This window comes from Pseudoxanthomonas sp. JBR18, from assembly GCF_028198165.1.
Taxonomy (GTDB): Bacteria; Pseudomonadota; Gammaproteobacteria; order Xanthomonadales; family Xanthomonadaceae; genus Pseudoxanthomonas_A.
Genome location: NZ_CP116339.1, coordinates 2,686,820 through 2,700,661 on the forward strand (window position 1 = coordinate 2,686,820; position 13,842 = coordinate 2,700,661).

Annotated in this window: 7 protein-coding genes; all 7 read left to right on the forward strand. The window is 64.6% G+C overall.

Annotated elements, in window-relative coordinates; all coding sequences use genetic code 11:
* Window positions 1–40 precede the first annotated feature (40 nt).
* The 7 genes from rpoB to rpsJ all read left to right on the forward strand — a co-directional run bounded on the left by rpoB (window position 41) and on the right by rpsJ (window position 13,838).
* Window positions 41–4,198 (forward strand): DNA-directed RNA polymerase subunit beta, encoded by a 4,158-nt coding sequence (rpoB, locus tag PJ250_RS12100; RefSeq protein WP_271644799.1) that lies wholly within the window; start codon window positions 41–43, stop codon window positions 4,196–4,198.
* Between the two features lie 92 nt (window positions 4,199–4,290).
* The gene (gene rpoC, locus PJ250_RS12105) at window positions 4,291–8,517 is read left to right on the forward strand and encodes a DNA-directed RNA polymerase subunit beta' (protein ID WP_271644800.1); all 4,227 of its coding nucleotides are present in this window, start codon (window positions 4,291–4,293) and stop codon (window positions 8,515–8,517) included.
* A 233-nt stretch (window positions 8,518–8,750) separates the two neighbouring features.
* A complete protein-coding gene (gene rpsL / locus PJ250_RS12110) occupies window positions 8,751–9,125 on the forward strand; it encodes a 30S ribosomal protein S12 (protein WP_271644801.1) in 375 nt (124 codons plus the stop codon).
* Between the two features lie 11 nt (window positions 9,126–9,136).
* Entirely contained in the window at window positions 9,137–9,604 is a 468-nt protein-coding gene (gene rpsG / locus PJ250_RS12115) for a 30S ribosomal protein S7 (RefSeq protein WP_271644803.1), read from the forward strand.
* Window positions 9,605–9,790: 186 nt separating this feature from the next.
* On the forward strand, window positions 9,791–11,878 hold the full coding sequence (fusA, locus tag PJ250_RS12120; RefSeq protein WP_271644804.1) for an elongation factor G: 2,088 nt from the start codon (window positions 9,791–9,793) through the stop codon (window positions 11,876–11,878).
* Between the two features lie 53 nt (window positions 11,879–11,931).
* Entirely contained in the window at window positions 11,932–13,122 is a 1,191-nt protein-coding gene (gene tuf / locus PJ250_RS12125) for an elongation factor Tu (RefSeq protein WP_271644792.1), read from the forward strand.
* 404 nt (window positions 13,123–13,526) lie between these two features.
* Window positions 13,527–13,838: a 30S ribosomal protein S10 gene (gene rpsJ, locus PJ250_RS12130; protein WP_014161383.1), complete on the forward strand. Its 312-nt coding sequence runs from the start codon at window positions 13,527–13,529 to the stop codon at window positions 13,836–13,838.
* Window positions 13,839–13,842: the final 4 nt, after the last annotated feature.

A 13,842-nucleotide genomic window follows, 5' to 3' on the forward strand; every position in this document is an offset into this window, starting at 1 on the left:
TCACGGACGCGTGGCCCCCAGATGCCAGAGGCAATGTCCCATGTCGACGACATACTCGTTCACCGAAAAGAAGCGCATCCGCAAGGATTTCGGCAAGCAGCGGTCGATCCTCGAGGTCCCGTTCCTGCTCGCCATCCAGGTCGATTCCTATCGCGAGTTCCTGCAGGAGCACGTTGACGCCGCCAAGCGCGACGACCGTGGCCTGCACGCCGCCCTCAAGTCGGTCTTCCCGATCGCCAGCTACTCGGGCAACGCCGCCCTGGAGTACGTGGGCTACAAGCTCGGCGAGCCGGCCTTCGACGAGCGCGAGTGCCGCCAGCGTGGCATGAGCTACGGCGCGCCGCTGCGCGTGACCGTGCGCCTGGTGATCTACGACCGTGAGTCGTCGACCAAGGCGATCAAGTACGTGAAGGAGCAGGAGGTCTATCTGGGCGAAATCCCGCTGATGACCGACAACGGTACCTTCATCGTCAACGGCACCGAGCGCGTCATCGTTTCGCAGCTGCACCGTTCGCCGGGTGTGTTCTTCGACCACGACCGTGGCAAGACCCACAGCTCGGGCAAGCTGCTGTACAGCGCCCGCATCATTCCTTACCGCGGCTCCTGGCTGGACTTCGAGTTCGACCCGAAGGACGCGCTGTTCACCCGTATCGACCGTCGCCGCAAGCTGCCGGTCTCGATCCTGCTGCGTGCGCTGGGCTACTCCAACGAGGAGATGCTCAACCAGTTCTTCGAGATCAACACCTTCCACATCGATCCCAAGGAAGGCGTGCAGCTGGAGCTGGTGCCCGAGCGCCTGCGCGGCGAGACGCTGAACTTCGACCTGGCCGATGGCGACAAGGTCATCGTCGAAGCCGGCAAGCGCATCACCGCGCGTCACGTCAAGCAGCTGGAAGCCTCCGGCATCGAAGGCTTGGGCGTGCCCGACGAGTACCTGGTCGGCCGCATCCTCTCGCACGACGTGGTCGACGCTGCCACCGGCGAACTGCTGGCCAACGCCAATGACGAGATCACCGACGACCAGCTGGCTGCGTTCCGCAAGGCCGGCGTGGAAACCGTCGGCACCCTGTGGGTGAACGATCTGGACCGCGGTCCGTACCTGTCCAACACCCTGCGCATCGATCCGACCAAGACTCAGCTCGAGGCGCTGGTCGAGATCTACCGCATGATGCGTCCGGGCGAGCCGCCGACCAAGGACGCCGCGCAGAACCTGTTCCACAACCTGTTCTTCACCTTCGAGCGCTACGACCTGTCCAGCGTCGGCCGCATGAAGTTCAACCGTCGCGTGGGCCGCAAGGAAACCACCGGCGAGTCGGTGCTGTACGACCACAAGTACTACAGCGTGCGCAACGACGAAGAGTCCAAGCGTCTGGTCGCCACCAACGGTGAGAGCTCGGACATCCTGGAAGTGATCAAGGTCCTGACCGAGATCCGCAACGGCCGCGGCGTGGTCGACGACATCGACCACCTGGGCAACCGTCGCGTGCGTTCGGTCGGCGAAATGGCCGAGAACGTGTTCCGCGTGGGCCTGGTCCGCGTCGAGCGCGCGGTCAAGGAGCGCCTGTCGATGGCCGAGTCCGAAGGCCTGACCCCGCAGGAGCTGATCAACGCCAAGCCGGTGGCCGCCGCGATCAAGGAGTTCTTCGGCTCCTCGCAGCTGTCCCAGTTCATGGACCAGAACAACCCGCTGTCGGAAGTCACCCACAAGCGCCGCGTCTCGGCTCTGGGCCCGGGCGGCCTGACCCGCGAGCGCGCCGGCTTCGAAGTGCGCGACGTGCACCCGACCCACTACGGCCGCGTCTGCACCATCGAGACGCCGGAAGGCCCGAACATCGGCCTGATCAACTCGCTGGCGGTGTATGCCCGCACCAACGCCTACGGCTTCCTGGAGACGCCGTACCGCAAGGTCGTGGACGGCCAGATCACCGACGAGATCGAGTACCTGTCGGCGATCGAGGAAAACGAGTACGTCATCGCCCAGGCCAATGCGCTGCATGACTCCAAGAGCAGGCTGACCGAGCTGTTCGTACCGTGCCGCTTCCAGGGCGAGTCGCTGCTCAAGCCGCCGGCGGACGTGGATTTCATGGACGTCTCGCCCATGCAGACCGTCTCCATCGCCGCGGCGCTGGTGCCGTTCCTGGAGCACGATGACGCCAATCGCGCGCTCATGGGCGCCAACATGCAGCGCCAGGCCGTTCCGACCCTGCGTTCGCAGAAGCCGCTGGTCGGCACCGGCATCGAGCGCGCCGTGGCGCGCGACTCGGGCGTGACGGTCAATGCCCGTCGCGGCGGCGTGATCGAGCAGATCGACGCGGCTCGCGTGGTGGTCAAGGTCAACGAAGAGGAGATCGTCGGCGAGCAGGATGCCGGCGTGGATATCTACAACCTGATCAAGTACACCCGCTCCAACCAGAACACCTGTATCAACCAGACCCCGCTGGTGAACGTGGGTGACGTGGTCGCGCGCGGCGACGTGCTGGCCGACGGCCCGTCCACCGACATCGGCGAACTGGCCCTGGGCCAGAACATGCTGATCGCGTTCATGCCCTGGAACGGCTACAACTTCGAAGACTCCATCCTGCTCTCCGAGCGCGTGGTGGAAGAGGATCGCTACACCACGATCCACATCGAAGAGCTGACCGTCCAGGCGCGCGACACCAAGCTGGGACCGGAAGAGATCTCGGCCGACATCCCGAACGTCTCGGAGAGCGCGCTGAACCGTCTCGACGAGTCCGGCGTGGTGTACATCGGCGCCGAAGTGCGTGCCGGCGACATCCTGGTCGGCAAGGTCACGCCGAAGGGCGAGAGCCAGCTGACCCCGGAAGAAAAGCTGCTGCGTGCGATCTTCGGCGAGAAGGCCTCGGACGTGAAGGACAGCTCGCTGCGCGTGCCCCCGGGCATGGACGGCGTGGTCATCGACGTGCAGGTCTTCACCCGCGACGGCATCGAGAAGGACAAGCGCGCGCGTCAGATCGAGGATTCGGAGATCAAGCGCGTCAAGAAGGACTTCGACGACCAGTTCCGCATCCTGGAGAACGCGATCTTCGCGCGTCTCAAGACGCAGCTGGTGGGCAAGGTCGCCAACGGCGGTGCCGGCCTGAAGAAGGGCGACACCATCACCGACGCCTACCTGGACGGCCTGAAGAAGTCCGACTGGTTCGCCATCCGCATGAAGGATGACGACGCCGCAGACGCCATCGAGCGCGCCCAGAAGCAGATCCAGGTGCACGAGAAGGAGTTCGAGCGTCGCTTCGCCGACAAGCGCGGCAAGATCACCGCCGGTGACGACCTCGCTCCGGGCGTGCTGAAGATGGTCAAGGTGTTCCTGGCCGTGAAGCGCCGCATCCAGCCGGGCGACAAGATGGCCGGCCGCCACGGCAACAAGGGTGTGGTGTCGACCATCGTGCCGGTGGAAGACATGCCGTACATGGCCACCGGCGAGACCGTGGACATCGTGCTGAACCCGCTGGGCGTGCCTTCGCGCATGAACATCGGCCAGGTGCTGGAAGTCCACCTGGGCTGGGCCGCCAAGGGCCTGGGTCGCAAGATCCAGGGCATGCTGGAAGCGCAGGCCGCGGTCAACGACCTGCGCGCCTTCCTGGCGCAGATCTACAACCACGACCAGAAGCTGGGCGAGGACCGCGTGGACCTGTCGCAGTTCAGCGACGATGAGCTGATCGCCCTGGCCAAGAACCTGACCGATGGTGTGCCGATGGCGACCCCGGTGTTCGACGGCGCGGCCGAGAGCGAGATCAAGCACATGCTGCAGCTCGCCGACCTGCCGACCAGCGGCCAGACCCAGCTTTACGACGGTCGCACCGGCGAGGGCTTCGAGCGCAAGGTGACCGTGGGCTACATGCACATGCTCAAGCTCAACCACCTGGTCGACGACAAGATGCACGCCCGTTCGACCGGCCCGTACTCCCTGGTCACCCAGCAGCCGCTGGGCGGCAAGGCGCAGTTCGGTGGCCAGCGCTTCGGTGAAATGGAAGTCTGGGCGCTGGAAGCCTACGGCGCGGCGCACACCCTGCAGGAAATGCTGACCGTCAAGTCCGACGACGTGCAGGGCCGCAACCAGATGTACAAGAACATCGTCGATGGCGAACACGAGATGGTCGCGGGCATGCCGGAATCCTTCAACGTGTTGGTGAAGGAAATCCGCTCGCTGGCCATCAACATGGAGCTGGAAGACAACTGATCGCGCTGCCGGCGCGGTGGCCCTGTCGCCGCGCCGGAACGTCCCCTTTCGACCAGTCCATCGACAAGCATTCCTCCTGAGGGAGAACCAAAATGAAAGACCTGCTCAACCTCTTCAACCAGCAGCGCCAGACCCTGGACTTCGACGCGATCAAGATCGCGCTGGCCTCGCCGGACCTGATCCGCTCGTGGTCCTTCGGCGAAGTGAAGAAGCCGGAAACCATCAACTACCGCACCTTCAAGCCGGAGCGTGACGGCCTGTTCTGCGCGGCCATCTTCGGCCCGATCAAGGACTACGAGTGCCTGTGCGGCAAGTACAAGCGCATGAAGCACCGCGGTGTGGTCTGCGAAAAGTGCGGCACCGAAGTGACCCTGGCCAAGGTGCGCCGCGAGCGCATGGGCCATATCGACCTGGCCTCGCCGGTCGCCCACATCTGGTTCCTCAAGTCGCTGCCCTCGCGTATCGGCCTGATGCTGGACATGACGCTGCGCGACATCGAGCGCGTGCTGTACTTCGAAGCCTACGTGGTGACCGAGCCGGGCCTGACCCCGCTGGAAAGCCGCCAGCTGCTGACCGAAGAGCAGTACATGACCGCGCGCCAGGAGCACGGTGACGACTTCGACGCCGCCATGGGCGCCGAGGCCGTGTTCGAACTGCTGCGCCACATCGACCTGCAGGCCGAGATGGTCAAGCTGCGCGAGGAAATCGCGGCCACCGGTTCGGAGACCAAGCTCAAGCGACTGACCAAGCGCATCAAGCTGGTCGAGGCGTTCCTGGAGTCGGGCAACCGTCCGGAATGGATGGTCATGACCGTGCTGCCGGTGCTGCCGCCGGACCTGCGTCCGCTGGTGCCGCTGGACGGCGGCCGCTTCGCGACCTCCGACCTGAACGACCTGTACCGCCGCGTCATCAACCGCAACAACCGTCTGCGCCGCCTGCTGGAGCTCAATGCCCCGGACATCATCGTGCGCAACGAAAAGCGCATGCTGCAGGAGTCGGTTGACGCCCTGATGGACAACGGCCGTCGCGGCCGCGCCATCACCGGCACCAACAAGCGCCCGCTGAAGTCGCTGGCCGACATGATCAAGGGCAAGCAGGGCCGCTTCCGCCAGAACCTGCTGGGCAAGCGCGTGGACTACTCGGGCCGTTCGGTCATCGTGGTCGGCCCGTACCTCAAGCTGCACCAGTGTGGCCTGCCCAAGAAGATGGCGCTGGAGCTGTTCAAGCCGTTCGTGTTCGCCAAGCTGCAGCGTCGCGGCCTGGCCACCACGATCAAGGCCGCCAAGAAGCTGGTCGAGCGCGAGGAAGGCGAGGTCTGGGACATCCTGGAAGAAGTCATCCGCGAGCACCCGGTGCTGCTGAACCGCGCCCCGACCCTGCACCGCCTGGGCATCCAGGCGTTCGAGCCGGTGCTGATCGAAGGCAAGGCCATCCAGCTGCACCCGCTGGTGTGTACCGCCTTCAACGCCGACTTCGACGGTGACCAGATGGCCGTCCACGTGCCGCTCTCGCTGGAAGCCCAGCTGGAAGCGCGTGCGCTGATGATGTCCTCCAACAACATCCTGTCGCCGGCCAACGGCGAGCCGATCATCGTGCCCTCGCAGGACGTGGTGCTGGGCCTGTACTACATGACCCGCTCGCTGGAGAACAAGGCAGGCGAGGGCATGGTGTTCGCCAACATCGCCGAGGTGAAGCGCGCCTATGACAACCGTGTCGTGCAGCTGCACGCCAAGGTCAAGGTGCGCATCACCGAGACGGTGATCGACGAGCAGGGTGGCCGCGAGAAGAAGACCTCGATCGTGGAGACCACGGTCGGGCGCGCGCTGCTGGCCGAAATCCTGCCCGAGGGCCTGCCCTTCGCGCTGGCCAACACCGACCTGACCAAGAAGAACATCTCGCGCCTGATCAACTCCAGCTACCGTCGTCTGGGGCTGAAGGACACGGTCGTGTTCGCCGACAAGCTGATGTACACCGGCTTCCACTACGCCACCCGCGCGGGCGTGTCGATCGGTATCGACGACATGGTCATCCCGGATGAGAAGAAGGGCATCCTGGGCGAAGCCGAACAGGAAGTGCTGGAGATCCAGGAGCAGTACCAGTCCGGTCTGGTCACCGCCGGCGAGCGCTACAACAAGGTCGTGGACATCTGGTCGCGCACCAACGAGCGCATCGCCAAGGCGATGATGGACACCATCGGTACCGACAAGGTGGAAAACGCCAAGGGCGAGACCATCAACGAGAAGTCCATGAACTCGCTGTACATCATGGCCGACTCCGGTGCCCGTGGTAGCCAGGCGCAGATCCGCCAGCTGGCCGGCATGCGCGGCCTGATGGCCCGTCCGGATGGCTCGATCATCGAGACGCCCATCAAGGCGAACTTCCGCGAAGGCCTGAACGTGCAGGAGTACTTCAACTCCACCCACGGCGCCCGTAAGGGTCTGGCCGATACCGCCCTGAAGACCGCCAACTCCGGTTACCTGACCCGTCGCCTGGTCGACGTGGCCCAGGACGTGGTGATCACCGAGGTCGACTGCGGGACCAGCGAAGGCCTGACCATGACCCCGATCGTGGAAGGCGGCGACGTGGTCGAGCCGTTGCGCGAGCGCGTGCTGGGCCGCATCGTGGCCGAGGACGTGTACCTGCCTGGCGACGATGAGGATCCGATCGTCACCCGCAACACCCTGCTGGACGAAGCCTGGGTGCAGAAGCTCGAGGACGCCGGCGTGCAGACGCTGAAGGTGCGTTCGACGATCACCTGCCAGTCCGAGTTCGGCGTGTGCTCGCATTGCTACGGTCGCGACCTGGCCCGTGGCCACATCGTCAACATCGGCGAAGCGGTCGGCGTCATCGCCGCCCAGTCGATCGGCGAGCCCGGCACCCAGCTGACCATGCGTACGTTCCACATCGGTGGTGCCGCTTCGCGTGCCGCCGCGGTGGACAACATCACGGTCAAGACCACCGGTTCGGTGAAGTTCAACAACCTCAAGTCGGTCGAGCACGCCAACGGCTCGCTGGTGGCGGTGTCGCGTTCGGGTGAGCTGTCGGTGCTCGACGCCCATGGCCGCGAGCGCGAGCGCTACAAGCTGACCTACGGCGCCAACATCACCGTCAAGGACGGCGATGCGGTCAAGGCTGGCCAGACCGTGGCCAACTGGGATCCGCATAACCACCCGATCGTGTCGGAAGTGGCCGGTTTCGTGCGCTTCGTGGATTTCGTCGACGGCATCACCGTCATCGAGAAGACCGACGAACTGACCGGTCTGGCCTCGCGCGAGATCACCGATCCCAAGCGTCGTGGCTCGCAGGGCAAGGACCTGCGTCCGCTGGTGCGCATCGTGGACAAGGACGGCAATGACCTGAACATCCCGGGCACCGATCTGCCGGCGCAGTACCTGCTGCCGCCGCGCTCGATCGTCAACCTGCAGGACGGTGCGGCCGTCGGCGTGGGCGACGTGGTGACCAAGGTGCCGCAGGAAGCGTCCAAGACCCGCGACATCACCGGTGGTCTGCCGCGCGTGGCCGACCTGTTCGAGGCACGCAAGCCCAAGGATCCGGCGATCCTGGCCGAGCGCTCGGGCATCATCAGCTTCGGCAAGGACACCAAGGGCAAGCAGCGTCTGATCATCAAGGACACCGACGGCACCGAGCACGAGGAGCTGATTCCCAAGTTCCGCCAGATCATCGTGTTCGAAGGCGAGCACGTGGCCAAGGGTGAGACGATCGTGGACGGCGAGCCGAGCCCGCAGGACATCCTGCGCCTGCTGGGTGTCGAGCCGCTGGCCGCCTACCTGGTCAAGGAAATCCAGGACGTCTACCGCCTGCAGGGTGTGAAGATCAACGACAAGCACATCGAGGTGATCACCCGTCAGATGCTGCGCAAGGTGGAAATCACCGATGCGGGCAACAGCAAGTTCCTGGCTGGCGAGCAGGTCGAGAAGCAGCGCATGATCGAGGAGAACGCCAAGCTGGTGGCCCGCAACGAGCTGCCGGCTCAGTCCGATCCGGTCCTGTTGGGCATCACCAAGGCCTCCTTGGCGACCGAATCGTTCATCTCCGCGGCCTCCTTCCAGGAGACCACGCGCGTGCTGACCGAGGCCGCCGTGCGCGGAACCCGTGACGGCCTGCGCGGCCTGAAGGAGAACGTCATCGTCGGCCGCCTGATCCCGGCCGGTACCGGCCTGACCTACCACAGTCAGCGCCGTCGCAATGCCTCGGGTCTGACCGAGTCGGAAATGGCCGCCCTGTCTGGGTCGGCCGCTGCCGAAACGGTAGTCGAGGCCGGTGAGGCCGAATCGGAAAGCGGCGCCGAGCAGCAGTAAGCAGTCGCAAGTTGCCGGGCGGCCTCAGGGCCGTCCCGGACCAAGTGGAAGGGGGCGCTGGATGCGCCCCGTGTCCCGGTCCCAGGATGGACCAGACGGCATGAGCAGGCGTCGGTTGACGACGAATTCTCAAGCCCGCTATACTCTCCTGTCTCGGCAGGCCGCTTCTACGGCCTGCCGTCGTTTTCACGCACAAGGCCCGGCGTCACGGCCTTCATTCAAAGAATCCAAAGATGGCAACGATCAACCAGCTGGTCCGCAAGCCGCGGCAGGCGACGACCTACAAGAGCGCCTCGCCGGCACTCGAGAACTGCCCGCAGCGCCGCGGCGTCTGCACGCGCGTCTACACCACCACGCCCAAGAAGCCGAACTCGGCGCTGCGCAAGGTGGCCAAGGTGCGCCTGACCAATCAGGAAGAAGTCATCAGCTACATCGGTGGCGAAGGGCACAACCTCCAGGAGCACTCCGTGGTGCTGATCCGTGGCGGTCGCGTCAAGGACCTGCCGGGTGTGCGTTACCACACCGTGCGTGGCTCGCTTGACGCCGCGGGCGTCGCCAAGCGCCGCCAGGCCCGTTCCAAGTACGGCGCCAAGCGCCCGAAGAGCTAAGGGAATAAGACATGTCTCGTAAAGGTTCCGCGCCGCAGCGCACCATCCTGCCCGATCCGAAGCACGGGTCGCAGACCATCGCCCGCTTCATCAACATGGTGATGCTGAGCGGCAAGAAGTCCGTGGCCGAGAAGATCGTCTACGGCGCGATGGACGTCATCGGCGAAAAGAATCCGAACCCGCTGGAGCTGGTCGAGAAGGCCCTGGAGAACATCTCTCCGGCCGTCGAGGTCAAGTCCCGTCGCGTCGGTGGTGCCACCTACCAGGTGCCGGTTGAAGTGCGCTCGTCGCGCCGCCTGGCCCTGGCCATGCGTTGGCTGATCGAGTCCGCCCGCAAGCGTGGCGAGAACTCCATGCCGCGCAAGCTGGCTGCCGAGTTGCTGGATGCCTCCGAGAACCGCGGCGGCGCCGTCAAGAAGCGTGAAGAAACCCATCGTATGGCCGAAGCCAACAAGGCCTTCGCGCACTATCGCTGGTAATCGCAATGCCGGGCCTTGAGATTCAAGGCCCGAGGCGCCATCTAGGCGCTACTTAGCGGTGGATTGCCGCCAAAGAAGCCGAAAGCCGCCGCAGGGCGGCGTTCGGTCTTTAGGAATCCGGTGATCCAGTGCCCCTGTCCGCGCGTTATTCGCGCGGCGTTCTTTCAACAAAAAAGAGAGACTGTCGTGGCTCGCACCACTCCCATCGAGCGTTACCGCAACTTCGGCATCATGGCCCACATCGACGCGGGCAAGACCACCACGTCGGAGCGCATCCTGTTCTACACCGGCGTCAGCCACAAGATCGGTGAAGTGCACGATGGCGCCGCCACGATGGACTGGATGGAGCAGGAGCAGGAGCGTGGCATCACGATCACCTCCGCTGCGACCACCGCGTTCTGGAGCGGTATGGACAAGTCCATGCCGCAGCACCGGTTCAACATCATCGACACCCCCGGCCACGTCGACTTCACCATCGAAGTCGAGCGTTCGCTGCGCGTGCTCGATGGTGCGGTGTTCGTGCTGTGCGCCGTGGGCGGCGTGCAGCCGCAGTCCGAGACCGTGTGGCGCCAGGCCAACAAGTACCGCGTCCCGCGCCTGGCCTTCGTCAACAAGATGGACCGCACCGGTGCCAACTTCAACAAGGTCGTCGACCAGTTGAAGGCGCGCCTGGGTGCCTATGCCGTCCCGATGCAGGTGCCGATCGGCGCCGAAGATGGCTTCGAGGGCGTCATCGACCTGGTCAAGATGAAGGCGATCCACTGGGATACCGCCTCGCAGGGCACCGTGTTCGAATATCGCGACATCCCGGCCGATCTGCAGGCCCAGGCCGACGAAGCACGCAGCTTCATGATCGAAGCCGCCGCCGAAGCCAGCGAAGAGTTGATGGACAAGTACCTCAATGAGGGCGAGTTGTCCGAGGCCGAGGTGCTGGAAGGTCTGCGCCAGCGCACCCTGCGTGTGGAGATCGTGCCGGTGTACTGCGGCACGGCCTTCAAGAACAAGGGTGTGCAGGCCATGCTCGACGGCGTGATCCAGCTGCTGCCGTCGCCGGTCGACGTGCCGCCGGTGCAGGGCATCGACGAGGACGAGCAGGAAGCAAGCCGCAAGTCCGACGACAAGGAGCCCTTCTCGGCCCTGGCGTTCAAGATCATGACCGACCCGTTCGTGGGCTCGCTGACCTTCTTCCGCGTCTACTCCGGCGTGCTGAACTCCGGTGACCAGGTCTACAACCCGGTCAAGTCCAAGAAGGAGCGCGTGGGCCGCATCCTGCAGATGCACTCCAACAATCGTGAAGAGATCAAGGAAGTGCGCGCGGGCGACATCGCCGCGGCGGTGGGTCTGAAGGACGTCACCACCGGCGACACGCTGTGCGCGCAGGATCACATCATCACCCTGGAGCGCATGGTGTTCCCGGAACCCGTCATTTCGATGGCGGTGGAGCCGAAGACCAAGTCCGACCAGGAGAAGATGGGCCTGGCCCTGGGTCGCCTGGCGCAGGAAGACCCCTCGTTCCGCGTGCGGACCGACGAGGAATCCGGCCAGACCATCATCGCCGGCATGGGTGAGCTGCATCTGGAAATCCTCGTCGACCGCATGAAGCGCGAGTTCAACGTGGAAGCCAACGTGGGCAAGCCGCAGGTGGCCTACCGCGAGACGATCCGCAAGGGCGTCAAGCAGGAAGGCAAGTTTGTGCGTCAGTCCGGTGGTCGCGGCCAGTACGGCCACATCGTCATCGAGATGGAGCCGGCCGAGCGTGGCGCGGGCTTCAGCTACGAGAGCGCGATCGTCGGTGGCGTGGTGCCGAAGGAATACGTCGCCGCGGCGGGCAAGGGCATTGAAGAGGCGCTGAAGAATGGCGTCCTGGCCGGCTTCCCGGTGGTCGACGTGGCCATCAAGGCGGTCGATGGTTCGTTCCATGACGTCGACTCCAACGAAATGGCGTTCAAGGTCGCCGGCTCGATGGCCTTCAAGGAGGCCTTCGCCAAGGCCTCGCCGGTGCTGCTGGAGCCGATGATGAAGGTCGAGATCGTCACCCCCGAGGAGTATCTGGGCGACGTGATGGGCGACGTGAGCCGTCGTCGCGGCATTCTGCAGGGCCAGGACGACAATCCGTCGGGCAAGCAGATCAACGCGATGGTGCCGCTGGGCGAGATGTTCGGCTACGCCACCACGCTGCGTTCGATGTCGCAGGGTCGCGCGACGTTCTCGATGGAGTTCGACCACTACGCCGAAGCGCCGGCCAACATCGCTGACGCGGTCACCAAGAAGTAATCGACCGCTTCGGCAAGACCATCAATTCAGACAACATTTGAAGGACAACAACAATGGCAAAGGGTAAGTTCGAGCGCACCAAGCCGCACGTGAACGTGGGCACCATCGGTCACGTTGACCATGGCAAGACCACGCTGACCGCCGCACTGACCAAGGTGGGTGCCGAGCGTTTCGGTGGCGAGTTCAAGGACTATTCGTCGATCGACGCGGCGCCGGAAGAGAAGGCGCGCGGCATCACGATCTCCACCGCGCACGTGGAATACGAATCGGACAACCGCCACTACGCCCACGTGGACTGCCCGGGCCACGCCGACTACGTGAAGAACATGATCACCGGTGCGGCCCAGATGGACGGCGCGATCCTGGTGTGCTCGGCCGCCGACGGCCCGATGCCGCAGACCCGCGAGCACATCCTGCTGTCGCGTCAGGTCGGCGTGCCGTACATCGTCGTGTTCCTGAACAAGGCCGACATGGTGGACGACGCCGAGCTGCTCGAGCTGGTGGAAATGGAAGTGCGCGAGCTGCTGAGCAAGTACGACTTCCCGGGCGATGACACCCCGATCATCCATGGTTCGGCCCGCCTGGCGCTGGAAGGCGACCAGAGCGAGATCGGCGTGCCGGCGATCCTGAAGCTGGTCGAGGCGCTGGACACCTTCATCCCGACGCCCGAGCGCGATGTGGACAAGACCTTCCTGATGCCGGTGGAAGACGTGTTCTCGATCTCCGGCCGCGGCACCGTGGTGACCGGTCGTATCGAGCGCGGTGTGATCAAGGTGGGCGAGGAAATCGAGATCGTCGGTATCCGCCCGACCCAGAAGACCACCGTGACCGGCGTGGAAATGTTCCGCAAGCTGCTGGACCAGGGCCAGGCAGGTGACAACGCCGGTCTGCTGCTGCGCGGCACCAAGCGTGACGACGTCGAGCGTGGCCAGGTGCTGGCCAAGCCGGGTTCGATCACCCCGCACACCGAGTTCGAGGCCGAGGTGTACGTGCTGTCCAAGGACGAGGGTGGCCGTCATACCCCGTTCTTCAAGGGCTACCGTCCGCAGTTCTACTTCCGCACCACCGACATCACCGGTGCGATCGAGCTGCCGGAAGGCACCGAGATGGTGATGCCGGGTGACAATGTGAAGATGAAGGTCACCCTGATCAACCCGGTGGCGATGGACGACGGCCTGCGCTTCGCGATCCGCGAAGGTGGCCGTACGGTCGGCGCCGGCGTGGTGGCCAAGGTCATCAAGTAAGATCCCCAGCGCCACCCCGGCGGGGTGGCGCGTCGGAGAGCAGTATCCGCCGGCCCCTCCCTGGGAGAAGTGGCTGGCTTACCGCGAAAAGAGGTGCAGGAAGCGCCTCGTGTTCGCCAGACAGGAAGTTGATGCGTGAAGCACTGGTGCGAAAGTCCGCTTCCGTGCCAGCGTGCGTCCGGGTAGTTGACGGCGCGTTTCGCGCGTTCTATACTTTTCCGTCTGGGCAGGCCGTTCATCGGTCTGCCTTGTTTGTCAGGAAGATTCCCGGGCCTTCTCGGCCCCGGCGCGCCATCTGGCTCAGGTGGCACCAGGCGCAGGGACTTCGAAAAGCACGTGGACCATTACCGGGGCAAGGCATCCCAGAGGCCGCGCCCGTCGCTCTTTCAACACAGGAAACCGTCATGGCGGACCAGAAGATCCGTATCAGGCTCAAGGCCTACGATCATCGCCTGATCGACCGCTCGGCAAGCGAGATCGTCGAAACGGCCAAGCGGACCGGCGCGCAAGTGCGCGGCCCGATCCCGCTTCCCACCAAGATTGAACGCTACACCATCTTGGTCTCCCCGCACGCCGATAAGGACGCGCGTGACCAGTACGAGACCCGCACGCACAAGCGCGTGCTGGATATCGTCGATCCCAACGACAAGACCGTCGACGCGCTGATGAAGCTCGAGCTGGCGGCTGGCGTTGACGTCCAGATCAAGCTGACCTAAAGGC

Coding starts and splice junctions, on each gene's coding strand:
- rpoC (WP_271644800.1), top strand. CDS start 4,291: ATGAAAGACCTGCTCAACCTCTTCAACCAGCAGCGCCAGACCCTGGAC.
- tuf (WP_271644792.1), top strand. CDS start 11,932: ATGGCAAAGGGTAAGTTCGAGCGCACCAAGCCGCACGTGAACGTGGGC.
- rpsL (WP_271644801.1), top strand. CDS start 8,751: ATGGCAACGATCAACCAGCTGGTCCGCAAGCCGCGGCAGGCGACGACC.
- rpoB (WP_271644799.1), top strand. CDS start 41: ATGTCGACGACATACTCGTTCACCGAAAAGAAGCGCATCCGCAAGGAT.
- rpsG (WP_271644803.1), top strand. CDS start 9,137: ATGTCTCGTAAAGGTTCCGCGCCGCAGCGCACCATCCTGCCCGATCCG.
- rpsJ (WP_014161383.1), top strand. CDS start 13,527: ATGGCGGACCAGAAGATCCGTATCAGGCTCAAGGCCTACGATCATCGC.